The organism is Streptomyces sp. NPDC002619, from assembly GCF_042889305.1.
GTDB lineage: Bacteria > Actinomycetota > Actinomycetes > Streptomycetales > Streptomycetaceae > Streptomyces.
Map to the genome: position 1 here is coordinate 420,060 of NZ_JBIAQV010000002.1, position 23,471 is coordinate 443,530.

At 68.2% G+C, this 23,471-nt stretch carries 23 protein-coding genes, 1 tRNA gene and 1 pseudogene; 10 read left to right on the top strand and 15 right to left on the bottom strand.

Going from position 1 to position 23,471, the window contains the following annotated elements; genetic code table 11:
- Window positions 1–109: 109 nt before the first annotated feature.
- The 3 genes from ACFYXB_RS06060 to ACFYXB_RS06070 form a co-directional block, all read right to left on the bottom strand.
- A complete protein-coding gene (locus tag ACFYXB_RS06060) occupies window positions 110–1,933 on the bottom strand; it encodes an Ig-like domain-containing protein (protein ID WP_389578221.1) in 1,824 nt (607 codons plus the stop codon).
- A 164-nt stretch (window positions 1,934–2,097) separates the two neighbouring features.
- On the bottom strand, window positions 2,098–2,358 hold the full coding sequence (locus tag ACFYXB_RS06065; RefSeq protein WP_351350499.1) for a hypothetical protein: 261 nt from the start codon (window positions 2,356–2,358) through the stop codon (window positions 2,098–2,100).
- Window positions 2,355–2,633, bottom strand: coding sequence for a hypothetical protein (locus ACFYXB_RS06070; RefSeq protein ID WP_389578224.1), 279 nt, complete (start codon window positions 2,631–2,633; stop codon window positions 2,355–2,357). The genes ACFYXB_RS06065 and ACFYXB_RS06070 overlap by 4 nt, the downstream gene beginning before the upstream one ends.
- Window positions 2,634–2,781: 148 nt before the next feature.
- On the opposite strand from ACFYXB_RS06070, the gene ACFYXB_RS06075 reads away from it, so the two are divergent.
- Complete coding sequence (locus tag ACFYXB_RS06075) at window positions 2,782–3,045, top strand: GntR family transcriptional regulator (RefSeq protein ID WP_389578226.1); 264 nt, start codon at window positions 2,782–2,784, stop codon at window positions 3,043–3,045.
- A gap of 147 nt (window positions 3,046–3,192) precedes the next feature.
- On the opposite strand, the gene ACFYXB_RS06080 is transcribed toward ACFYXB_RS06075, so the two are convergent.
- A tRNA-Leu gene (locus tag ACFYXB_RS06080) sits at window positions 3,193–3,276 on the bottom strand.
- Between the two features lie 418 nt (window positions 3,277–3,694).
- Between ACFYXB_RS06080 and ACFYXB_RS06085 the strand changes: the two genes are divergently transcribed.
- The 7 genes from ACFYXB_RS06085 (at window position 3,695) to ACFYXB_RS06115 (ending at window position 12,910) form a co-directional block, all read left to right on the top strand.
- Window positions 3,695–4,552 carry an FhaA domain-containing protein gene (locus tag ACFYXB_RS06085; RefSeq protein ID WP_389578228.1) on the top strand — a complete coding sequence of 286 codons (858 nt, stop codon included), beginning with the start codon at window positions 3,695–3,697 and terminating at the stop codon, window positions 4,550–4,552.
- 10 nt (window positions 4,553–4,562) lie between these two features.
- Entirely contained in the window at window positions 4,563–5,078 is a 516-nt protein-coding gene (locus tag ACFYXB_RS06090; protein ID WP_388503613.1) for an FHA domain-containing protein, read from the top strand.
- Window positions 5,079–5,198: 120 nt separating this feature from the next.
- Window positions 5,199–6,737, top strand: a complete 1,539-nt coding sequence (locus ACFYXB_RS06095) for a Stp1/IreP family PP2C-type Ser/Thr phosphatase (RefSeq protein WP_389578229.1) — start codon at window positions 5,199–5,201, stop codon at window positions 6,735–6,737.
- Between the two features lie 27 nt (window positions 6,738–6,764).
- Complete coding sequence (locus ACFYXB_RS06100) at window positions 6,765–8,225, top strand: FtsW/RodA/SpoVE family cell cycle protein (protein ID WP_389578231.1); 1,461 nt, start codon at window positions 6,765–6,767, stop codon at window positions 8,223–8,225.
- Between the two features lie 181 nt (window positions 8,226–8,406).
- Complete coding sequence (locus ACFYXB_RS06105) at window positions 8,407–9,882, top strand: peptidoglycan D,D-transpeptidase FtsI family protein (RefSeq protein WP_389578234.1); 1,476 nt, start codon at window positions 8,407–8,409, stop codon at window positions 9,880–9,882.
- Between the two features lie 170 nt (window positions 9,883–10,052).
- Window positions 10,053–12,011 (top strand): Stk1 family PASTA domain-containing Ser/Thr kinase, encoded by a 1,959-nt coding sequence (pknB, locus tag ACFYXB_RS06110; RefSeq protein ID WP_389578237.1) that lies wholly within the window; start codon window positions 10,053–10,055, stop codon window positions 12,009–12,011.
- 209 nt (window positions 12,012–12,220) lie between these two features.
- Window positions 12,221–12,910 carry a restriction endonuclease gene (locus ACFYXB_RS06115; RefSeq protein WP_389578240.1) on the top strand — a complete coding sequence of 230 codons (690 nt, stop codon included), beginning with the start codon at window positions 12,221–12,223 and terminating at the stop codon, window positions 12,908–12,910.
- On the opposite strand, the gene ACFYXB_RS06120 is transcribed toward ACFYXB_RS06115, so the two are convergent.
- From ACFYXB_RS06120 to ACFYXB_RS06145, 6 genes and pseudogenes are all read right to left on the bottom strand, one after another.
- Window positions 12,819–13,565, bottom strand: coding sequence for a class E sortase (locus tag ACFYXB_RS06120; protein WP_389578243.1), 747 nt, complete (start codon window positions 13,563–13,565; stop codon window positions 12,819–12,821). The genes ACFYXB_RS06115 and ACFYXB_RS06120 overlap by 92 nt on opposite strands.
- A 13-nt stretch (window positions 13,566–13,578) precedes the next feature.
- Complete coding sequence (locus ACFYXB_RS06125) at window positions 13,579–14,754, bottom strand: class E sortase (protein WP_389578246.1); 1,176 nt, start codon at window positions 14,752–14,754, stop codon at window positions 13,579–13,581.
- Complete coding sequence (locus ACFYXB_RS06130; RefSeq protein WP_389578248.1) at window positions 14,751–15,389, bottom strand: aminodeoxychorismate/anthranilate synthase component II; 639 nt, start codon at window positions 15,387–15,389, stop codon at window positions 14,751–14,753. The genes ACFYXB_RS06125 and ACFYXB_RS06130 overlap by 4 nt, the downstream gene beginning before the upstream one ends.
- Window positions 15,386–15,594 (bottom strand): annotated as a pseudogene (locus ACFYXB_RS06135) (hypothetical protein). Before ACFYXB_RS06135 ends, ACFYXB_RS06130 begins: the two are co-directional and overlap by 4 nt.
- 4 nt (window positions 15,595–15,598) lie before the next feature.
- The gene (locus ACFYXB_RS06140) at window positions 15,599–16,297 is read right to left on the bottom strand and encodes a class E sortase (RefSeq protein WP_389578250.1); all 699 of its coding nucleotides are present in this window, start codon (window positions 16,295–16,297) and stop codon (window positions 15,599–15,601) included.
- A 22-nt stretch (window positions 16,298–16,319) separates the two neighbouring features.
- Window positions 16,320–17,108, bottom strand: coding sequence for a DUF881 domain-containing protein (locus ACFYXB_RS06145; RefSeq protein WP_389578252.1), 789 nt, complete (start codon window positions 17,106–17,108; stop codon window positions 16,320–16,322).
- A gap of 141 nt (window positions 17,109–17,249) precedes the next feature.
- Between ACFYXB_RS06145 and crgA the strand changes: the two genes are divergently transcribed.
- Entirely contained in the window at window positions 17,250–17,504 is a 255-nt protein-coding gene (gene crgA / locus ACFYXB_RS06150; RefSeq protein ID WP_351346157.1) for a cell division protein CrgA, read from the top strand.
- 272 nt (window positions 17,505–17,776) lie between these two features.
- Here crgA and ACFYXB_RS06155 read toward each other — a convergent pair whose 3' ends face one another.
- The gene (locus tag ACFYXB_RS06155; RefSeq protein ID WP_389578655.1) at window positions 17,777–18,664 is read right to left on the bottom strand and encodes a rhomboid family intramembrane serine protease; all 888 of its coding nucleotides are present in this window, start codon (window positions 18,662–18,664) and stop codon (window positions 17,777–17,779) included.
- 123 nt (window positions 18,665–18,787) lie between these two features.
- Window positions 18,788–19,321: a peptidylprolyl isomerase gene (locus ACFYXB_RS06160; RefSeq protein ID WP_389578254.1), complete on the bottom strand. Its 534-nt coding sequence runs from the start codon at window positions 19,319–19,321 to the stop codon at window positions 18,788–18,790.
- A gap of 334 nt (window positions 19,322–19,655) precedes the next feature.
- Between ACFYXB_RS06160 and ACFYXB_RS06165 the strand changes: the two genes are divergently transcribed.
- Window positions 19,656–20,372, top strand: coding sequence for a DUF5324 family protein (locus ACFYXB_RS06165; protein WP_351346152.1), 717 nt, complete (start codon window positions 19,656–19,658; stop codon window positions 20,370–20,372).
- Between the two features lie 137 nt (window positions 20,373–20,509).
- Here the strand turns inward: ACFYXB_RS06165 and ACFYXB_RS06170 are convergent, their stop codons facing one another.
- The 3 genes from ACFYXB_RS06170 to ACFYXB_RS06180 all read right to left on the bottom strand — a co-directional run bounded on the left by ACFYXB_RS06170 (window position 20,510) and on the right by ACFYXB_RS06180 (window position 23,463).
- A complete protein-coding gene (locus tag ACFYXB_RS06170; RefSeq protein ID WP_389578257.1) occupies window positions 20,510–21,307 on the bottom strand; it encodes an SAM-dependent methyltransferase in 798 nt (265 codons plus the stop codon).
- 794 nt (window positions 21,308–22,101) lie between these two features.
- On the bottom strand, window positions 22,102–22,713 hold the full coding sequence (locus ACFYXB_RS06175) for an alkaline shock response membrane anchor protein AmaP (protein WP_389578260.1): 612 nt from the start codon (window positions 22,711–22,713) through the stop codon (window positions 22,102–22,104).
- Between the two features lie 30 nt (window positions 22,714–22,743).
- Window positions 22,744–23,463 (bottom strand): DUF6286 domain-containing protein, encoded by a 720-nt coding sequence (locus tag ACFYXB_RS06180; protein WP_389578263.1) that lies wholly within the window; start codon window positions 23,461–23,463, stop codon window positions 22,744–22,746.
- Between the last annotated feature and the right edge of the window lie 8 nt (window positions 23,464–23,471).

The window sequence follows — 23,471 nt, forward strand, 5'->3', positions numbered from 1 at the left end:
CCCCACACCCCCGCCAGACAGCCGACGGGGTGCCCGAGACCACTCGGGCACCCAGTCATGGATCAAGTCCCCGGACTCACGTCACGGGACTCAAGTCACCGAACTCAGCTCACTGCACGACAACCTGAGCCGTCCCCGTGACCCCGCCAGAGGTCACCGAAACGGTCACGGTGCCGGAGCGGTGGGCAGTCAGGGCGCCGGTGGAGCGATCCACCGAGGCGACCCTGGGGTCGCTGGACGTCCACACATGGGACGCCGGGTCCGCGACCGGAATGGTGAGCGGAGCGATGTTGTCGTCCGCGATCTGGTCGCCGGTCGCGGTCAGGGTGACGTGGTCGCCCGCTGCGATCGGGTCCTTGGGCTCCTGGACGGTGATCGACGCGAGCGCCGGCTCGACGGTGTACTGCAGGTCACCGTCGTCGCCGATCCGGATCAGACCGAAGTGGTAGATGCCACCCTGGTCGGCCGGGGCGTAGGCCGGCATGCCGAGGTCGGCGAAGGTGAGCTGCGGGATGCCGCCCTCCTCGGTGGTCACGCTCTCACCCTCGGGGTTGAGGATCTGCTCGGAGAACCCGCGCGCGTGGCCGTACATCATGATCACGTGCTGCTTCGGGTGCGTCTCCTGGTAGCGCTGGACCAGCCGCAGATACATCCGCGCCTCCCAGCGGTCCGTGAACTGGCTGTTCGCGGCCGGGTGCGGGTCGTAGGCCGGCATGTGCGTGACGACCAGTACGTCCTTGGCGGTGGCGTCCGTCAACTGCTGCACCAGCCACGGGTACTGCTCGCCCGCCGGGTCCTGGAACGGGTCGGAGGACTGCAGGCTGCCGTGCGCGTTGTCGGTGACGATCAGCCGCGCCCCGCCCTGGTCGTAGGCGTAGTGCGTGTCGCCGAAGGTGTCGCTGTAGTTGCCGTTCTCGGAGTCGGCGCCCTGCGTGATCTCGTGGTTGCCGACGATGTCGCGCTCAGGGATGCCCAGGGCGTCCATCTTCGACTTGGCGAACTGCAGGTCCGCAAGCTTGCCGTCGTCGGCCATGTCACCGAGGAACTGAGCCGCGTCCGGCTGCGCCTGCGGCGCCAGGGTGGGCAGCCGCTTCGCGATGGAGTCCATCACGTTGCTGCTGACCGAACCGGGGTCACTGGCGAGCAGGTGCGCGTCGTCGCCGGTGAGGAGGGTGGTGCCGCGCCCCGCGAAGTCCGCGGAGTCCTCCTCGTGCGACAGCCACTTCGGGTTCTTCGGAATCGCGTGGTACTCGGGCACCGTCACCGGTCTCGGCGAGTACAGCGCCTGCAGGCCCGCGACGTTGAGCGAACCGCTGTACGCCGTGCTCGGGCTGATCGCCAAGAAGTCGAGGAAGCTGATGGTCAGCGGGAACTGCATGCCGGCGGGCAGCTGGGCGACCGCCAGGTGCCAGTCCTTCCAGGTCACGTAGGTCGGATAGAGGGTGGTCGACGTGCCGTTGACGCCGATGTACTTCTCGGCGAGCTCGATGCCGTTGCCGTCACCCTTGATCCACACCCCGATCCCGGTGGGGACCTGGCCGTTGTTGGTGGTCGTCTTCAGCGTGACGCGCGGCGTGAGCACCAACTGCTTGACGCCGGAGCCGGTCGGCATCGAGTAGTCGAGCCGCAGCGAACCGGACTCGGTGGAACCGGGCGGCACCACGCCGGCGTCGGCGGACAGCGTGGCGGGCTTGCCGGTGGTGTTGTTGCTGAGCCGCCAGTTGTCGAGGCTGGTCATCGGATCGATGACCTTGCTGACGCTGCCGACCGCGATCGACGTGGTCCCGGTGGCGCCGGCGACCGTCGCGCTCACGTCGGCGAGGCCGCCGTTGTCGGCGTCGGCGGTGAACAGGCCGTGCGCGTCGACGGTGCCCAGGTTGTCCGGGGTGACCTTCCAGGTGCGCGCCGGTGGGCCACCGGCGCGCACAGCCACCGCACACCTGTCCGGCGGACCGCAGGTTTCCGCTCAGGGTGACGCAGATGACCATCAGGCACGCTCTCCATCGGCAACCGGTCAAGCCGCGTTAACCGTCAACTTCCGTGCGCTCGGGAGGCGTCGTGGTGGGGATGCACGGCGCCTTCAAGCGCCCTTCTACGTCACCCCTCACCGCCCCCCGCCATCATTCCCACGCACTCGTCGAGCGCCGCGTGCAACGGCCGTACGAAGGCGGCGAGTTCGGTGTCCGACACCTCGCCCGCCTCCAGTACGGCCCCGACGACCGCCACCAGGACGGCAGCGGCCTCGAGGGCATGCGCGTCGGCCAGCGCCTCGAGGAAACCGCCGGGACGCGCGACGACGAACGCCTCCTTGCCGGTGGCGGGATCGACCCCGACGCTGCGGGGACGCCGGGCACTCATACGGCGGCCTCCCACAGGAAGTGCTCCTGCCCCAGGGGCGTGAGGCCCGCAGCCCGGCACCGGCGCCGCTCACGTTCGTCCCGCTCGCGTTCCCACACGACGACGTACGGCCGGACCAGGGGCTGCCCGTCGACGGCGATGACGTCTGTCGGGTACGGCCGCGGCCGACGCGCTGGAAGGGGCGGACAGGAAGTGAGGAACAGCGGTGCGTCGGAGCGGGGCGCTCCGCGCGAAGGCAGGAAGAGGCTCAGGATCGCCACCACTAGGCTGCGCATAGGTCGACTCCTACTTAGTCGGCTCAGGCCCCGTTGAGGAAGTAGCCGCTTCCCATCGGGGCCGCTCTGTGTTCGGAGTCCAACATAGCGTGGATGACCGTAGATAACCACGGATGCATGGAATGCCATGGTCATCCACGCTGAAACCATGGACCACGACCGCACCCGCCCCCTGTGGCGGCAGATCGCCGCAGAGATCATCCGGCGTATCAAGGACGGCACGTATCCGCCCGGCAGCCGCGTGCCGTCCACCCTGGAGATCGCTCAGGAGTTCGGCGTGGTGAACGCGACAGCAGCGAAGGCCATGCGGCATCTACAGGACCAGGGCTGGACGCGGGGCGAGGTCGGGCTAGGTACCTTCGTGGTCGACACGCTGCCGCCGTCCCCCGAAACCGCCGGCCCCTCCGCCTGACCGAAGCCCCTCCGGTCTGCCGTGAGATACCTCACGCGTCAGGTGAGAAGTAGGGAAGAACAAGGAAGGACCGCGAGCCCCGCTCGCAGCGCGCCCCGGACACACGTCAACGGGCCCACCGCCGAAGCGATGGGCCCGTAGCCTCTGTGCGCGAGGGGGGAGTTGAACCCCCACGCCCTTGCGGGCACTGGAACCTGAATCCAGCGCGTCTGCCTATTCCGCCACCCGCGCATTGGGTGCGTCTTCGGCGTCTGCCCCTTGGGGCGCGGCGCCTTCCGACATGCAGAAGATTAGCACGGCGTGGAGGGTGGGTTCACATCCCTTATTTGCCGCCGGATCCCAGGCCAGATCCCCGACCGGGCCGACCAGGCCGGCCGCCCGGACCCCCGTCCCCTCGGCCACGTATCAAGGTGGAACGGTTCACGTATCAACCTCGTACCGGTCCTTGTCATCTCCCCAGGAGCGGACCGAGCGGACGGTCAGGTGCGGGACACTGGTCTTGGCCCGCCTCTACGATCCTTGACAGGAGGAGTTCGAAGGGGACCGGCTGGGGGAACCGGCTCATTGCCGGACGCGTGGATACGATCAGTAAGCAGTACCAGGCAGAGCAGCACCGCAGGCAGTACCGCAACGATGGAGGAGGTGCCCCATGGGAGTCCTGAAGAAGTTCGAGCAACGTCTCGAAGGTCTGGTCAACGGCACCTTCGCCAAGGTGTTCAAGTCCGAGGTCCAGCCCGTCGAGATCGCCGGCGCGCTCCAGCGCGAGTGCGACAACAACGCGACGATCTGGAACCGCGACCGGACCGTCGTACCCAACGACTTCATCGTGGAGCTGAGCGCACCCGACTTCGAGCGCCTCAGCCCCTACTCGGGCCAGCTCGGCGACGAGCTCGCCGGCATGGTCCGCGACTACGCCAAGCAGCAGCGCTACACCTTCATGGGGCCGATAAAGGTCAACCTGGAGAAGGCGGACGACCTCGACACCGGCCTGTACCGGGTCCGCAGCCGTACGCTCGCCTCCACCAGCGGCCAGCAGGCCCCGCCCGCCGCCGCACCCGGACGGCCCGGCCCCGGCGCCCAAGGCGGCTACGGCTACCCACAGCCCACCACGCCCGCTGGAGCGCCCCCGATGCCGTCCGCGCCGCCGCCCGGCGCCCGGCCCGGTGGCTACGGCTATCCGCAGCCCTCCGCCCCGCGGCCCCCGGCCGCGCCCGCAGGCGGCGGACGTATGCGCTACTGGATCGAGGTCAACGGCACCCGCCACCAGATCTCCCGCCAGACCCTGGTGCTGGGCCGCAGCACCGAGGCCGACGTGCGGATCGACGACCCCGGCGTCTCCCGCCGGCACTGCGAGATCCGGACCGGAACGCCCTCGACGATCCAGGATCTCGGGTCCACCAACGGCATCGTGGTGGACGGACAGCACACCACCCGCGCTACGCTCCGCGACGGCTCGCGGATCGTCGTGGGCAGCACCACCATCATTTACCGGCAAGCCGAAGGGTGAAGCGGGGGCAATGTCAGAGCTGACCCTCACGGTCATGCGGCTGGGTTTCCTGGCCGTACTGTGGCTGTTCGTGATCGTGGCCGTGCAGGTCATCCGCAGCGACCTGTTCGGTACGCGCGTCACCCAGCGCGGGTCCCGTAGGGAGGCCGGGCGCCAGCAGCAGCCTGCCCGCCAGCAGGCCACGCCCCCGCAGCAGCGCGGCCAGCAGGCCGGCGGCCGCCAGCGGCGCAACGCCCCCAGCAAGCTGGTCGTCTCCGAGGGCACCCTGACCGGCACCACCGTCGCGCTCCAGGGCCAGACCATCACCCTGGGCCGCGCGCACGACTCCACGATCGTGCTGGACGACGACTACGCCTCCAGCCGCCATGCCAGGATCTACCCCGACCGCGACGGCCAGTGGATCGTCGAGGATCTCGGATCCACCAACGGCACATACCTGGACCGGTCCCGGCTGACGACCCCCACACCGATCCCGCTGGGCGCACCGATCCGCATCGGCAAGACCGTCATCGAGCTGCGGAAGTAGTACGACAATGAGCGAGCGGAGCGAGCACGCAGCGGCGGACCGCCTGGCGACCGTCCGCGCGCTCCCGACCGGAGGGTGGGCACCGTGCGGATGTACCCGGAGCCGACAGGCGAGGTGCGCATGAGTCTGTCACTGCGCTTCGCCGCCGGATCGCACAAAGGCATGATCCGGGAGGGCAACGAGGACTCCGGCTACGCCGGTCCCCGGCTGCTCGCCATCGCCGACGGCATGGGCGGCCAGGCGGCCGGTGAGGTCGCCTCCTCCGAGGTGATCTCCACGCTGGTCACGCTCGACGACGACGTGCCCGGATCCGACATCCTCACCTCCCTCGGCCACGCCGTGCAGCGCGCCAACGACCAGCTGCGCGCCATGGTCGAGGAGGACCCCCAGCTCGAGGGCATGGGCACCACGCTCACCGCCCTGCTGTGGACCGGGCAGCGCCTCGGCCTCGTCCACGTCGGCGACTCCCGCGCCTATCTGCTTCGCGACGGCGTCCTCACGCAGATCACCCAGGACCACACCTGGGTGCAGCGCCTCGTCGACGAGGGCCGCATCACCGAGGAAGAAGCGACCACGCACCCGCAGCGCTCGCTCCTCATGCGCGCGCTCGGCAGCGGCGACCACGTCGAACCCGACCTCTCCATCCGCGAGGTCCGCGCCGGCGACCGCTATCTGATCTGCTCCGACGGACTGTCCGGCGTCGTCTCCCACCAGACGATGGAGGAGACCCTCGCCAGCTACCAGGGCCCCCAGGAGACCGTGCAGGAGCTCATCCAGCTCGCACTGCGCGGCGGCGGCCCCGACAACATCACCGTCATCATCGCCGACGTCCTCGACCTGGACACCGGAGACACCCTCGCCGGCCAGCTGTCCGACACCCCCGTTGTCGTCGGCGCGGTCGCCGAGAACCAGAACCACCTGCACGACAACGGCATCATGCAGACCCCGGCCGGCCGCGCCTCGCACCTCGGCCGCCAGGTGCCCGGCCAGGGCGGCGGCGGCGAGTTCGGCCCACCCGGCAGCGGCGACACCACCGGGTACGTCCCGGAGGGCAGCTTCGGCGACTACACCGACGAGGACTTCGTCAAACCCCGCGGCGGCCGCAGGTGGCTGAAGAGAAGCTTCTACAGCATCCTCGCCCTCGGCGTGATCGGCGGCGGACTGTACGGCGGCTGGCGCTGGACGCAGACGCAGTACTACGTCGGCACCCAGGGCGAGCACGTCGCCCTCTACCAGGGCATCAGCCAGGACCTGGCCTGGGTCTCGCTCTCGAAGGTCGAGAAGGACCACCCCGAGATCGAACTCAAGTACCTGCCGCCCTACCAGCAGAAGCAGGTCAAGGCGACCATCGCCGAAGGCGGTCTCAACGACGCCCAGTCGAAGGTCCAGGAACTGGCCGTGCAGGCCTCCGCCTGCAAGAAGGAAGCCCAGCGTCAGGCCGCCGAGAGCGAGACCAACGCCAAGACGGGCCAGGGCGAGGCCGGCGGAACCACCGGAACCACCAAGACGTCCCTCACCACCAAGGCGTCCCCGTCGCCCAATCCGTCCGCTTCGGCACCTTCGAAGTCTCCGTCCACGACCCCGTCCGCGACCCCCAGCCCCGGCCCCACCCTCTCGGAGGATGAGCAGAAGGTCGTCTCGCTGTGCGGTAAGCAGTAGGCAAGCCGTGAGAGGCCCCGACACACGATGAGCAGTACTACCAACCCGTCGACGCACCACACGTCCACGATCGGCGCCATCGGCACCCCGAGCCGGCGCAACACCGAGCTCGCACTGCTGGTGTTCGCCGTCGCCATCCCGGTGTTCGCCTACGCCAACGTGGGCCTGGCCATCAACGACCAGGTGCCCGCCGGCCTGCTGGCCTACGGCCTGGGCCTCGGCCTCCTGGCCGGCGTCGCCCATCTCGTCGTACGGAAATTCGCGCCGTACGCGGACCCCCTGCTGCTGCCGCTCGCCACCCTCCTCAACGGACTCGGCCTGGTCGTCATCTGGCGCCTCGACCAGTCCAAGCTGCTGCAGCAGATCCACGTGTCCGGCGGCAAGGCGACCAACCAGTTGCTGTACACGGCGATGGGCATCGCCCTGTTCGTCGTCGTCCTGATCTTCCTCAAGGACCACCGCACCCTGCAGCGCTACACCTACATCTCCATGATGGCCGCGCTGATCCTGCTGCTCCTCCCGCTGGTCCCCGGCCTCGGACTCAACGTCTACGGCGCCAAGATCTGGATCTCCGTCGGCGGCTTCACCATCCAGCCCGGTGAGTTCGCGAAGATCGTCCTGGCCGTGTTCTTCGCCGGCTATCTGATGGTCAAGCGAGACGCGCTCGCCCTCGCCAGCCGCCGATTCATGGGCCTGTACCTGCCGCGCGGCCGCGACCTCGGCCCGATCCTCGTCGTCTGGTTCATCTCGATCCTCATCCTGGTCTTCGAGACGGACCTCGGAACGTCGCTGCTGTTCTTCGGAATGTTCGTCATCATGCTGTACGTCGCCACCGAGCGGACCAGCTGGATCTTCTTCGGTCTGCTGATGTCCGCCGCCGGCGCCGTCGGCGTCGCGAGCTTCGAACCGCACGTCCAGCAGCGCGTCCAGGCCTGGCTCGACCCGATGAAGGAGTACACGCTCTCCCGCCAGGGCGTCGGCGGCCACTCCGAGCAGGCCATGCAGGCCCTGTGGGCGTTCGGCTCCGGCGGCACCCTCGGCACCGGCCTCGGCCAGGGCCACTCCGAACTCATCCGCTTCGCCGCCAACTCCGACTTCATCCTCGCCACCTTCGGCGAGGAACTCGGCCTGGCCGGCGTCATGGCGATCCTGCTGCTGTACGGCCTGATCGTGGAACGCGGCGTGCGCACCGCCCTCGCCGCCCGCGACCCCTTCGGCAAGCTCCTCGCCATCGGCCTCTCCGGAGCCTTCGCCCTCCAGGTCTTCGTCGTCGCCGGCGGTGTGATGGGACTCATCCCGCTCACCGGTATGACGATGCCGTTCCTGGCCTACGGTGGTTCCTCCGTCATCGCCAACTGGGCACTCATCGGCGTCCTGATCCGCATCAGCGACACCGCACGCCGCCCGGCACCCGCACCCGCCGCCAACCCCGACGCCGAAATGACCCAGGTCGTACGCCCGGGAGGTCCCGGACCCGGCACCGGGTGATCGTGACCCCCGGAACCCTCCGCGCCCCCACTGCGTCTACTGATCAGCTGTCGCCGCCGGCCCGTCGGCGCGCACAGCGGCTGCCCCTAGACTGTGGGCGGCCAAGGACGAGCGCCAGTACCAGCGACACCGAGAGACTGAAGCAACAGGCGCACCCGCTTGCTTGTTGGAAAGGCCGGACGTGAACAAGCCACTGCGTCGCATCGCGATCTTCTGCGGACTCCTCGTCCTCACGCTGCTGATCCGCGACAACTGGCTGCAGTACGTGAAGGCCGACGAACTGCGCACGGACACGAGCAACCGACGGGTGGCCATCGAGCGGTACGCGTCCCCGCGCGGCGACATCATCGTCAACGGCGACCCCATAACCGGCTCGGTCGAAGCCACCAGCGGTGACTTCAAGTACAAGCGCACCTACAAGAGCGGACCCATGTGGGCCCCGGTCACCGGGTACACCTCACAGGCCTTCGGCGCCAACCAGCTGGAGTCCATCGAGGACGGCATCCTCACCGGCAACGACGACCGGCTCTTCTTCCGCCAGACCCTCGACATGATCACCGGCAAGCCGAAGCAGGGCGGCAACGTCGTCACCACGCTCAACGGCGCCGCGCAGAAGGCCGCGTACGACGGACTGAAGGCCCAGGGCGGCAAGGGCGCGGTCGTCGCCCTCGAACCGGCCACCGGCAAGATCCTGGCACTGGCCTCCTACCCGTCGTACGACCCCTCGTCGTTCGCCGGCTACTCGGACAGCGACGCCAAGGCCTGGAAGAACCTGCAGAAGAAATACAACCCCAACGACCCGATGCTGAACCGGGCGCTGCGCGAGACCTACCCGCCGGGCTCCACCTTCAAGGTGGTCACCGCCGCGGCCGCGCTGGAGAACGGCAAGTACAACTCGGCGGACGAGAAGACCGACTCCCCGCTGCCCTGGACCATGCCCGGCACCACCACCGAGCTGAAGAACGAGGGCAACATCCCCTGCAAGAACGCGACGATGCGGATCGCCCTGCAGTACTCCTGCAACACCGTCTTCGGCAAGATCGGCGCCGACCTCGGCAACGACAAGATGCTGGAAGAGGCCAAGAAGTTCGGCTTCGACGCCGAGCAGTTCGTGCCCGTCCGCTCCAGCTCCTCGGTCTTCTCCGACAACATGAACCAGTCGCAGACCGCGCTGTCCTCGATCGGCCAGTACAACACCGCCACGACCCCGCTGCAGATGGCCATGGTCGCCTCGGCCGTCGCCAACGACGGCAAGCTGATGAAGCCGTACATGGTCGACAAGCTCCAGTCGTCCACCCTCGACACCGTCGCCCAGACCGATCCGCAGGAACTCAGCCGGCCGCTGTCCTCGGACAACGCGCAGATCCTGCAGTCGATGATGGAGACGGTCGTCAAGCAGGGCACGGGTACCCGGGCCCAGATCCCGGGTGTCACCGTGGGCGGCAAGACCGGTACCGCCCAGCACGGCATCGAGAACAGCAAGAACCCTTACGCCTGGTTCATCTCCTACGCCAAAATGAGCGACGGCAGCGCACCGGTAGCCGTGGCCGTGGTGATCGAGGACGACCAGGCCAACCGCGGCGACATCTCCGGTGGCGGCCTGGCCGCTCCGATCGCGAAGAGCGTGATGGAGGCCGTCATCAACTCCAAGAAGTGACCCCGCTCACGTCCCCTTCACATCGGTGCACGTTGCGATACCAGTCCTGTATCGGGTGACGGGCTCGGCCAGGTCACACAATGCGATCCGGGTACGGTAGGCCCGGACGGCAGCCTCCGGCCGCACACCATGTGCCGGCCGGGACCCACGGAGAGGGCTGGTAGGTAGCTATGGAAGAGCCGCGTCGCCTCGGCGGCCGGTACGAGCTGGGCCAGGTGCTCGGCCGTGGTGGCATGGCGGAGGTCTACCTCGCGCATGACACCCGGCTCGGCCGCACCGTGGCGGTGAAGACGCTGCGCGTAGACCTCGCACGCGATCCGTCCTTCCAGGCCCGGTTCCGCCGGGAGGCCCAGTCGGCCGCCTCGCTCAACCATCCCGCGATCGTCGCGGTCTACGACACGGGCGAGGATTACATCGACGGGGTCTCGATCCCGTACATCGTCATGGAGTATGTCGACGGCTCCACGCTCCGTGAGCTTCTTCACAGCGGCCGAAAACTCCTCCCCGAGCGCGCGATGGAAATGACCATCGGCATCCTCCAGGGCCTGGAGTACGCCCACCGCAACGGCATCGTCCACCGCGACATCAAGCCCGCGAACGTCATGCTGACGCGCAACGGCCAGGTCAAGGTGATGGACTTCGGCATCGCCCGCGCCATGGGCGACTCCGGAATGACGATGACGCAGACCGCGGCGGTCATCGGCACGGCGCAGTACCTCTCGCCGGAGCAGGCCAAGGGCGAGCAGGTCGACGCCCGCTCGGACCTCTACTCGACGGGCTGCCTCCTCTACGAGCTGCTGACGGTACGGCCCCCCTTCGTGGGCGACTCCCCGGTCGCGGTGGCCTACCAGCACGTACGGGAAGAACCGCAGCCGCCGTCCGTCTTCGACCCCGAGATCACGCCCGAGATGGACGCGATCGTGTTGAAGGCGCTGGTCAAGGATCCGAACTACCGCTACCAGTCCGCCGACGAGATGCGCGCCGACATCGAGGCCTGCCTCGACGGCCAGCCCGTCGCCGCCACGGCAGCACTCGGCGCGGTCGGCTACGGCGGCTACCCCAACGACCAGCCCACCACCGCCCTGCGCACCGACCCGGGCGCCGGCGCCACGAGCATGCTCCCGCCGATGAACCCGGACGACGGCGGCTTCGGCTACGACGAACGCCCCGACCGGCGCCGCCAACCGAAGAAGAACAACACCTCGACGATCCTCCTCGTCGTCGCCGGCATCCTCGTCCTGATCGGCGCGATCCTGATCGGGAAGTGGGCGTTCAGCGGAAACGGCGCGAACAACGACACGTTCCCCGCGCCGAACTTCGTCGGAAACACCAAGGCGACGGCCACGAAGATGGCCGACAACGTCGGCCTTCAGCTCTCCTTCTCCAGCAAGACGTGCGACAAGCAGCCCAAGGGCAAGGTCTGCTCCCAGGACCCCACATCCGGCACGGACGTGAAGAAGAACGACACGATCAACCTGGTGGTGTCCACGGGAGCGCCGAAGGTCACAGTGCCGGACGTGCAGGGCCTCACCTTCGACAAGGCGGAGGCGCAGCTCCAGGCGAAGGGCTTCAAGGTCCAGAAGAAGACCCAGGAGTCCGACCAGACGCCGGACGTCGTCATCAGCCAGGACCCGACGGGCGACACGGACCGCGAGAAGGGCTCCACGGTCACGCTGACCGTCGCCAAGGCCGCGGCCAAGTCGACGGTCCCCGACGTCACCGGCAAGACCTGCGACGAGGCCAAGGCCCTGATGCAGCAGAACGACCTGGTCGGTACGTGTGTCGACCAGCCCGTCAACGACCCCAACCAGGCCGACAAGGTCATCTCGACGTCACCGGGGCCGGGCAGTCAGGTCGACAAGAACACCCCGGTGACGATCAACGTCGGCAAGCTGGCGGATCAACAGGTGCAGGTTCCGCAGATCCAGAACCGCACGCTCAAGGACGCCCAGAAGATGCTCTCCGACGTGGGCCTCACGGTCGGCAACATCCAGGGCTCCCAGGACCCCAACGCCCTCGTGCTCAACTCGGACCCCGCACCAGGTAGCACCGTGAACAAGAACCAGGCGGTCAACCTGTTCACCATGGACCAGGGCGGAAACGGCAACGGAGGCCTCTTCGGCGGCTGATCCACCACCGCCGGACACGGAAGCCGCGTGAGGGAAGTTCCCCTCACGCGGTTTCCTTTTCCCGGTCCGTGACAAATCGGGCTCTCACTAAACACCCGTTCTCCCATCGATCGTGTCTTCCTATGCGACAACTCGTTGATCGGATCGGGTGGGGACTCAGAACGCTCTGCCCCGGCCGTACGGCCACACCGCGAACGGAAGGGCAGAACATGATCAACGAATCAGCACTGCTGGAGTCCAAGAGCCTGCGTAACAGCGTGCTGGACCGCACGGACGTACTCGACCGGGTCAAGGCACTGTCGCTGCTGCCGGACGGGATGCATGTGACTACGGCGATGGTGGCGGCGTACTTCGAGGTCGGTATCAAGGCCATCGAGTCTCTGGTTCTCGACCACCGGCAGGAACTGGAAGCGAGCGGCTACCGCGTATTGTCAGGTGCAGAACTGACCTCCTTTAAGGAGGTCAGTGGGATCCAGTCCCACTCACGAGCCCTCGCGCTGTACCCCCGCCGAGCCGTCCTCAACGTCGCCATGCTCCTCCGGGACAGCGAAGTCGCACGTCAGGCGCGTGTGTACTTGCTCGACATGGAGTACCTGGCCCGCACACAGCCTGTGGATAACTCTGTCCACACGGCCCCGGAGCCCCTCGACGACCGCATCGACCAACGCATCGCCCACATCCTCGGCAAGACGGTCGTCCCCATGTTCAACGCCCTCATCCCAAAGGGCCTGAAGTGGCAAAGGCTAGTTGCGGCTTCGGGCCCTCGCCATGCTAGGCGACTGAGGTCCTCAAAGGACCTCAGTCAGTTCACCGCAGTTCCTTCGGCAACGTCCGCTTACTGTCCACCTTCTCCACCCGCACCAACTCCCCCCACACCACATACCGGTACCGGCTCGTGAACACCGGCGTGCACGTCGTCAGCGTGATGTAGTGGCCCGGCTTCTTCTTGCCGGATTCCTTCGGGACCTGGGCGAGGACCTGGACGTTGTACTTCGAGGTTTCCGCGAGGACGGCGTAGGTCTTGTAGACGTACCACTTGTCCTTCGTCTCGAAGACGATCGGGTCGCCCTTCTTCATCTTGTCGATGTTGTGGAACTTGGCGCCGTGGCCGTCGCGGTGGGCGGCGAGCGTGAAGTTGCCCGTCTTGCCGGACATGGGGAGCGTGGCCTTGACGGGGTCGGTGTAGTAGCCGGCCACGCCGTCGTTCAGGACCTCCGTCGACGTGCCCTTCTCGACCAGGACGTCGCCGTTCTTCATCGAGGGCACGTGCAGGAAGCCGATGCCGTCCTTGGTGTCCAGCGCGCCGGGACCGGTGTCCTGGGCCCAGTGGTTGCGGACCTTGTCGCCCTGTTTGTGGGCCTCGCGGTCGGCGACGACGTTCGTCCACCACAGGGAGTAGACGACGAACAGGCCGAGCACCAGGCCCGCCGTGATGAGGAGTTCACCGAAGACGCTGATCGCCATGGCGATCCGGCCGGTCCCCCGGCGTCGCGGGCCGAACGCCGCGTCCGGCGTGCCCGTGTGCTCTTCGGTGTCGTCCGCGGTCGCTGCCACAGTTCTTCTGCCCCTACTCGACGAGCGCATCCGGCTTGCCCTTGCTGCGCGGCCGTTCCTCGACCATCTTGCCCCAGACGATCAACCGGTACTTACTGGTGAACTCCGGCGTGCATGTCGTCAGCGTGATGTAGCGCCCCGGTGCGGTGAAACCCGAGCCCTTGGGGATCGGGTTGAGCACGCTCGTGTTGGACGGCGGCGTCACCGGCAGCGTCGACGCCACCTTGTACACGAAGTACTTGTCCTGCGTCTCGACCACGACCGCGTCACCGGCGCTCAGCTTGTTGATGTAGCGGAACGGTTCGCCGTGCGTGTTGCGGTGGGCCGCCAGCCCGAAGTTGCCCGTCTTCGCGTCCGGCATCGCCGTCTTCAGCGCGCCCTCGCCGTAGTGGCCGACCATGCCCTTGTCGAGGACCCTGTCGTTGCTGACGCCCTCGGCGATCGGCACGACCACGTCCAGCTTGGGAATGTGCAGGATGGCGAAGCCCTGCCCCGGCTCGAACGCACCCGGCGCACGCTTGCCGCTCGCCCAGTCGTCCTGAAGGCTGCTCGTCTCCTTGTCCGCCTGCGCATGCGCCCGCACATTCGTCCACCACAGCTGATATGTGACGAACAGCAGCATCAGCACGCCCGTGGTGATGAACACCTCACCGATCGCCCGGCTCGCCACCACGGCCGGGCTCGGCTTGCGCAGTCGCGCCTGCCGCCGGGCCTCGACCCGGGACAGAGGCGCCCCCGAGGCCGTCTCCTGCGCGGCCGCTTCCGACTCGCGCGCACCGCCGCCGTGCCGCCCGCCACCGCGCCGCTTGGCAGCCTTTCTGCGGGCCGCACGGCCACCCGGTGCCACTCCGGTGGCAGACGCGGCGGACGAGGCCGCAGAGGCGGCTGTGGCCACGCTCCCGAGCTCCGGTGACAGGTCCGCGATGCGCAGCGCCACCGTCTCGTCGTCGGCGGGCGGCACGTACGGCTCCTGGTACGGCGCCTCCTGCGGCACCTCACGCGCCACCTCGTACGGCGCCTCCTGCAGCACCTCACGCGCCACCTCGTACGGCGCCTCGTGCGAGACCTCGTACGCCCCGTCCCCCTGCCCCTGCCCTTCTCCCTGCCAGTCCCCGAGCGCCCCGGATGCCCCGTACGACTGATCCCCGTACGAGGCATCGGTCTCGCGCTCGGGGCGCAGCGCGGTCACGCCGTGGCCCTGCCCACCACCGGGGCGAGCCCCACCGACCTCGCCACCGCGCCCTCGTCCCCGCACGCCACCAGCCAGTTGGCCAGCATCCGGTGCCCGTGCTCGGTCAGCACCGACTCGGGATGGAACTGCACGCCCTCGACCGGAAGTTCACGGTGACGCAGGCCCATGATGATGCCGTCGTACGTCCGCGCCGTGACCTCCAGCTCCGGCGGAACCGTGGCCGGCTCCGCGGCCAGGGAGTGATAGCGGGTCGCCGTGAACGGGGAGGGCAGCCCGGCGAAGACGCCCTTGCCCTCGTGCTCGACCGGCGAGGTCTTGCCGTGCAGCAGTTCCGGCGCACGGTCCACCACACCGCCGTACGCCACCTGCATCGACTGCATGCCCAGGCAGACCCCGAAGACCGGCACCCCAGTAGCCGCACAGTGCCGGACCATGTCCACGCACACGCCCGCCTCCTCCGGCGTACCCGGACCCGGCGACAGCAGCACACCGTCGAAACCGTCCTGGGCGTGCGCCGTCGACACCTCGTCGTTGCGCAGCACCTCGCACTCCGCGCCCAGCTGGTACAGGTACTGCACCAGGTTGAAGACGAAGCTGTCGTAGTTGTCGACGACGAGAATCCGCGCACTCACTGGTTGTCCACCGTCACATCATTGAAGGGCAGCAGCGGTTCGGCCCAGGGGAAGACGTACTGGAAGAGGACGTAGACCACGGCCATGACCAACACGAGTGAGATCAACGCCTTCAGCCACGCGTTGCCCGGCAGTTGCCGCCAGATCCAGCCGTACATGCCGTCCCTTCCGTCGTCCACGGCACCAGACTCACGCCGTACCGCACCAGACTAACGGCGCAGAGCCTCCGGTTCGCCTGCCTCCACAGGCTGTGTGGAGTCCAGGTGCGCCCAGACGATCAGCCGGTGACTGTGCCCCCATTCCGGATCGCACGTGGTCAGCGTCAGATACCGCCCGGGACGCGTATACCCGGACTTACGTGGCACAGGGTCGATCACTTCAACGTCGGTGGGCACTGTTTTGTAGGGCCCTTTGTCGATCCGATACGTGAACCAGGTCGTCCCGTCCGTCAGGACGATCGCGTCCCCCGGGCGCAGCCTTGGGAAGTCCTTGAGCGGGTCGCCGTAGGTGCGCCGATGGCCGGCGACCGCGAAGTTGCCCTCCTGCCCCAGCCGCGTCGTACGCGCGTAGTGGGCGAGGCCCTTCTTCAGCACGTCCGTGCCGGTGCCCTCGAGGACGGGTTTGTTCCACGTGAAACCGAGCCGGGGGATGTACATGATCGCGAAGGGTTTGCCGTAGTGGTACGCGGCCGGTGCCGGCGGGCTCGCGGTGGCACCGGATCCGGAACCGCCCGCCGCCGGCTTGTGCACCGTCCCCTTCGACCACTGCTGCTGCAACTGGTCGATCTGGTCGTTCATGACACCGTCGGCCTGCACACCGGTCCAGAACAGCACATAGACGACGAACAGCACGATCACGGCGCCCACGGTGATGCACAGCTCGCTGACCGACCTGACGAACACGCGCACCGGCGGCTCCCGAACGGACTGCCTACTCCACGGGCTTCGCGTACTGCAGATCCACTGTGCCCGAGTAGCCGGGAAGAGTCACCGTCCCGTCCTCGGTGACTTTCCAGCCGAGGCCGTAGACGTTGACGTACACCATGTAGTTCTGGATCGCGGGACTCGCCGCGAGCGCCTTCTGCAGCGCGCCCGGGTCCCCCACGGCCGTGATCTTGTACGGCGGTGAGTAGACCCGGCCCTGGAGGATCAGGGTGTTGCCCACGCAGCGCACCGCGCTCGTCGAGATCAGCCGCTGGTCCATGACCTTGATGCCCTGGGCGCCGCCCTTCCAGAGCGCGTTCACCACGGCCTGCAGGTCCTGCTGATGGATGACGAGGTAGTCGGGCTGCGGCTCGGGATAGCCGGGGAGCTTCGCCGTGGCGTTGGGCGGGGCGTCGTTGAGCGTGACCGTGACGGCCTTGCCGGTGAGCTTGCTCGTGCCCGCGCTCTTCTCCAGCCCGGTGAGCTTCTCGCCCTGCCCCTTGGTGCTGCCACCGTCCCGCTCGGCCAGCCCCTCGATCTCGTCGCGGACCCCCGCGTTGGACTCGTCGAGCTCCTTGTTCTTGCGGCTGCGCTCCTGAATCAGGTCGGAAAGCTTCAGCAGCGAGGCATCCGTACGGATATCGGTGCCCTTGGCCGTGTTGAAACTGGTGAAGAAGATGAGCCCGGCGAGGGCGAAGACGGCCACCGTGAGGATCCGCACCGGCCGGAAACGTGGCGTGCGCTCGGGGCCGGAACCCATTGATCCCGTCCCGGGGGAGTCGGCAGAATTGCTCAACGTACCCTTATCTCCTTCGGCGCCGCGGAAGCACTACGCTAACGGACGCCCGGGGGAGCACTTAGTGTCGCCTTGTACGCTGCCCGGAGCCCGACCCAGTTACCTGCGCGGCCACGCAGCGCATCGACAGGAGAGACCCTCGTGCCGAAGTCCCGTATCCGCAAGAAGGCCGACTACACGCCGCCCGCGGCGAAGCAGGCGGCCACCATCAAGCTGACCAACCGTGCCTGGGTCGCGCCGGTCATGCTGGCGATGTTCCTCATCGGCCTGGCCTGGATCGTCGTTTTCTATGTGACGGACGGTTCGCTGCCGATCGACTCGCTGGACAACTGGAACATCGTGGTCGGTTTCGGCTTCATCGCGGCAGGATTCGGCGTCTCCACACAGTGGAAGTAAGCTCGTCCTCCCGGTGAACACAGCTCTACCCAGGGCTATCCGCTGAGTTATCCACAGCTTTGATCAGCCGTCCACAGGCTACCTGGGGACAAGAAACGACGATCTGTGGATAACCCACAGAGCGTTGACGCCGGTACGACTGACCCACCAGCACCCGTAAACCTGTTCGCCCCCCGTCCCACCTGGGAAAACACACCTGAGGGACGGGGGGCACAGTTGTTCCTCCACACTGTGCACAAGATTCGCCACGCACTGTGGACAACGGTTCGGTATCAGCTGAGCTGAGAGGTTCTGAGCACGGTCAGGACCACGACGACGACCAGGACGAGGGCGCTCGTGCCGTACTGGATCAGTGCGCGGTGCTCGCGCGGGGCGTGGACCATGGCGTACCCGGTGATGACGCCGGCGACGAGGCCGCCGATGTGGGCCTGCCAGGCGATGCCGGGGACCCCGAAGGTGATGATGAGGTTGATCACCAGCAGGGCGATGACCGGACGCATGTCGTAGTTGAGCCGGCGCATCAGGACGGCAGTGGCGCCGAAGAGGCCGAAGATCGCGCCGGAGGCGCCCAGCGACCCCTGGTTGGGTGCTGCGAGGAGATAGGTGAGCGCGCTGCCGGCCAGGCCCGAGACGACGTACAGCGTGAGGTAGCGGGCGCGCCCGAGGGCGGCTTCGAGGGGGCCGCCGATCCACCACAGGCTCAGCATGTTGAACGCGATGTGGATGTAGCCGCCGTGCAGGAACATGGCGGTCAGCAGGCGGTAGTACTGGCCCTGTGAGACGCCCTCGAACGAGCCGAACAGCGGCACGTACGCGTGGCCGATCAGGTAGAAGCGTTCGGTGAAGGAGTCGCCGACGGCACGCTGGACAACGAAGAAGGCCAGGTTGAGGCCGATCAGGACCTTGGTGAGCAGGCGCGGGTCGGCCGTGACGGTGCCGCCGGCGAGGGTGCGGGGCTGGGTGGCGGTCGCGGGGTGTCCCGTGCCGGAGCCTTCGCGGACGCAGTCGGGGCACTGGAAGCCGACGGAGGCGCTGACCATGCACTCCGGGCAGATGGGGCGCTCGCAGCGGGTGCAGCGGATGCCCGTCTCGCGGTCCGGGTGCCGGTAGCACACGGGCGAGCTCTGGGCGCCCTGTGCGCTGCTTGCGGCCTGGTCCATGGGGTCCCCTCGGTCGGTCGTGGGCATACGCATGCCCCGCTCATCCTTACGGACGAGCGGGGCGTTTTGTTCCCTGCGGGAGGTTCCGGTGCGGGCGGCACGGACCCGGCCCGACCCGGTGGCTCAGGCCTGGCGCTTCTCGACGACGACGGACTCGATGACGACGTCGTCGACGGGCCGGTCGTTGGGTCGCGTGGTGGGGACGGCGGCGATCGCGTTCACCACCTTTTGGCTGGCCGGGTCGGTGACCTCGCCGAAGATGGTGTGCTTGCGGGTCAGCCAGGCAGTGGGGGCCAAGGTGATGAAGAACTGGGAGCCGTTGGTGGCCGGGCCGGCGTTGGCCATGGCGAGCAGGTAGGGCTTGTTGAAGGCGAGCTCGGGGTGGAACTCGTCCGCGAACTCGTAGCCGGGGCCGCCGATGCCGGTGCCGAGCGGGTCGCCGCCCTGGATCATGAAGCCGCTGATGACCCGGTGGAAGATCGTGCCGTCGTAGAGCTTGTCGGTGCTCTTCACGCCGGTCTGCGGGTGTGTCCACTCCCGCTCGCCCTGTGCGAGTTCGACGAAGTTCTTGACCGTCTTGGGCGCGTGGTTCGGGAACAGCCGGATCTCGATGTCGCCGTGATTGGTCTTCAGGGTGGCGTAAAGCTGCTCGGCCACGGTCTGCCTTCCGTTGTCTTCCTGCGATTCACCGATCCTCGCACGGTCGGGGCGGTGCGTCGCCCGGCGGCGGCGTACGGGTGCGCATCCGCGCGAATCGCTTGCGGAAAACCGGTCGAGTCCGCTCGGGACGGGGGCGCAAGGCGACGATCCGTGGCATTGTCGTGGACAAGCTCCTGTTGCCCAGAATTCGTCTTTCGTCCGCTCTTGGGATTGAACAGGTTGTTCGGCACCCGTATGCCCGCCCTCGCATGCCTCGTGGCTCGCGTGCAGGCATGATCCGTAAATGGGTGGAAAGTCGAAATACCGTACGCCACCGAGGAGGAGGATTCCCGTGACCCGCATCGACAGCGTGCGCGCCGCGACCGGCTCGGCGAAGGACAGCGTGCTGCACGCCGCGGAAGTGGTGGCGCCCTACGCCGACACGGCCAAGGAGCGTGCCGCGTACTACGCGCAGGAGGCACGCGTACGGCTCGCGCCGATGGTGTCGCAGGCCGCTGAACAGGCTCGCGCCCAGGCCCGCGTCCAGTACGACGCCCATCTCGCACCGCGGCTCGAACAGGCGCGGTCGCATGTGCCGCCGAAGGTGGACCAGGCGGCGCACGAAGCCGCGGTGCGTACGCGCGTCGCGGCCCGGCAGGCCGCCGAGTATTCCCGGCCGAGGATCGAGCAGGCGGTGGCCGCGGCGGGGCCGGTGCGTGACGAGGCCGCGGCGCGGGGTGTCGCGGCGCTGGCCGCGTTGCGTGGGCAGGTCTCGCCGGAGGAGATCCAGAAGCTGGTGCGCAAGCACGAGCGGCGGGCGCGCGCCGGCCGTGCTGTGAAGGTGCTGGCGCTGCTGGGTGTCCTGGCGGGCGGTGCTTTCGCCGCCTGGAAGTGGTGGGACAAGCAGGCCAACCCCGACTGGCTGGTGGAGCCGCCCGCCGCGACGGAGGTGCCGGAGTCGGGTGGGCTGAGCTCGATGGACGGCAGGCCCGACAGGTCGGTCCTCGACCCGGAGGTGCAGGCCAAGCAGGCCGAGGAGGAGGCGTCGAAGCGGGACGAGGAAGAGTAGGCGCGGCCCGGCCCGTTCGGGCGGTTTGTGTGGCGGGGTGGGAGACGGTCGTATGTCTCCCACCCCGCCGCGTGCTGTGACGGCCGGGCCGGCATCGACCGGAGGGCGCTGGAATGCGACGGTGCCCGGGTGGCGGTTCAGCCGGTTTTGCGGGCCACCCCTCCGTAGAAGCCGATCTCGCCGGAGCGGGCCGGTGGTGGGACGTCGGGGCGCCAGAACGGGACCTGGGCCAGGCCGGGCTCGATCAGTTCGAAGCCGTCGAAGAGTCGCTCGATCTCGGTGCGGGAGCGCAGGTTGAGGCTGGCGGTGGCCTTGTTGTAGACGGCCTGGGCCGCGCTGCGGTCGGCGAAGTCGCCTGTGGCGTGGGAGAGCACCAGGTAGCTGTCGGTGGGCAGTGCGTCGCGCAGGGTGGCGACGATCCGTTCGGGTTCCTCGGCGTCGGTGAGGAAGTGGACGACGGCGACCAGGAGCAGCGCGACTGGTTCGTCGAAGTCGATCATGCGGCGGACGTCGGGGTGGTCGACGACGGTCTGCGGTTCGCGCAGGTCGGCGAGCACGATGCTGGTGGGGCCGGAGCCGCTGAGCAGGGCGTCGCCGTGTGCCTTCACGATCGGATCGTTGTCGACGTACGCGACCCGTATGTCCGGCGCGGCTTTCTGGGCGACCTCGTGCACGTTCGGGGAGGTGGGCAGTCCGGCGCCGATGTCGAGGATCTGGCGTACGCCGCTCTCGACGACGTGGCGCACGGCGCGCTGCAGGAAGGCGCGGTTGGCGCGCAGGCCGATCCGTACTTCGGGTGCGGCGGCGGCGAGTTGGTCGCCGGCGTGCTGGTCCACCTCGTAGTTGTCCTGGCCGCCCAGCAGGTAGTCGTAGATCCGCGCGGGATGCGGCCTGCTGGTGTCTATCTCCCCGACCCGGGAACCGTCCTGACTCACCCTGCTCGCCTCCCCACGTCCGCCCCGCCGCTGACGACAGCTTCCCACATCAACTCCCGTGTCGATGCGGTGAGTTGCTCCGCGGGAACACGTCGCTGGTGAGGACGCCGAGCAGCGCGAGGGCGGCGTTCACGGCCTCCGGGAGCGGGCGGTTCCAGCACAAACACCAAGATCCCCTCTGCTCTGCGTTTCCGCGGGTCAGAGGGGATCTGGAGGAGTGGAGCCTAGGGGAGTCGAACCCGAAATCGCTATCTTCCCGACCTACGGTTTTACCGGAGAACCGGCCAAAGACTCCCGTTTCCACCCTCCTCGATCCGGCTCGATCCTCCTGGATCCGGGTGCCGTGCCGAAATGTCAGCACGGGCCAGTCAGCCGTTGCGGTCACGAATCAAGGGTTACTGGACACGGCCCAGCTTCCCGATAGATCCATGGGATATGCAGATCTCAGATCTCAGCTTATGTTCCCTGAAGCAAATTATCCCGAATGATCCCGCATGCTCAGGAAACGTCAGATGCTCTCTACGACAGCGCTTCTGGCGCATCGAGGACGAGACCGGAGCGCCCGCTGTCCACTGCCAGCCGAAGATCTCCGTGCCCTTCCCGCTCGACATCGATCTCAACGCCCTCGTGCCAAGGACTCCAGGTCCTCCAGTGCCCGCGCCTCCAACCGATCACCGACGGCACCGCACCCTCCAGGCCGACAACAACCGTCCGCTGCCTGCCCACCACGGTCACGCTTCGAGCATGGGGAAACTCCTTCTCACCGAGCAGGGGTTCGGTTTGCCAAAACGCGCTTACTCCGCGCGGTGCGGTTTGTGGTGGGCGACCTGTAGGCGGACCTCGGTGGGCATGTGCGGGGATCCGGTGGACCGACGAGCGGTTCGGAGCGGGCCTTCGCACAGGGCGTCGAGGACAGCACCGGGTGGTGCCCCCTGAGGGGTGAGAGCAAGCCTGACGCGGGTGCGGGGGTGGGCAGGCCGGCCAGTGATGTGTACCGCCGCATGCTCAACCCCCGGCAGGGCACCGGCTTCGGCGGCGATCGCGTCGCTGAGCGCGCGGTCGCGCAGTTCGACGCCTTCCTGCGGGGGTGTGCCGCCGAGGGTCAGCGCTCCTGGGTGGCGTCGGCGCAGTTGGGCGAGCAGCCACCAGAGGGCGAGCAGGGCGACGAGGGCGAGAGCGGCGATGACAGCGGGCCACCACCACCAGCCCTGGCTGCTCCAGCGGGCCCGGTCGGCAGAGCTGAGCAGGACGTCGTCCGGGACGGTCAGGGGCCAGCCGACGGGCGGGACCAGATCGTGTCGACGGTAGATGTCGAGCCCGGCGAAGAGGATCAGCAGACCGCCGCCTAGCAGCACCAGTCCGGCGAGGGCTAGCAGACTGCGGTTGAGTACAGGTCGCGGCGTCATGGTTCGGGCTCCGGTGCTGGGGGTTTCCGGTCAGTCGGTGCGTTGCCGCACCCGTACGGCGATGCGGGGAGGGCGGGTGAGGGCGAGCTGGTCGCGCTCCTCGCCGAGGACGGCGGTGAGGTCGTCCTTCACCTGTTGGGGATCGCGGAAGCGGACATCCGCGCGGGCTTTGACACGGTGGCGGCGCACCCGGACGCGGGCCGTACTGACTCCGGGTACCCGCATGGCGGCATCACGAAGCAGATCGGCGGCGCCGTCGCGGTTCAGAGAGGCTCGCAGCCGGGGCACGGGGGAACGCAGGGGCAGCCAGTGGCGTCGGCCAGGGGTGAGGGCCAGGACGATCAGCCAGACGCCGACGGCGGCGGCCACGGCGGCTCCCGTGAGCATCCACACGTCGTCCACGGGGCGGGTGGCCAGTTCGTCCGCCAGGTGCCGGCGCCAGGCCGCCGCCGGGCGTCCCGCCCGCACCGCGACGACGTCGATCAGCGCCGCGCCCGCCGCCACGAGAACCACCGAGGCGAGCAGCACGGCCGGAAGGCGGCGTGCGGACCACGGGCGGCCCGTCCGGTGCCCTCTGCTGTGCCTGTCGTGCTCACCGGCCGTCAGATTCGGTGGGGGCGCGCCGCGCGCGGGCGGACCGGGCTCTGTCGGCTCCCTCGGCTCCTCGGCGGGCTCCTTCGTCAGCGGCACTGTGGCACGGCGCGCGGATGGCGCAGAGCTGCGGGCGGGAAGGTCAGGGTCGGGTGTCATTCCCATCC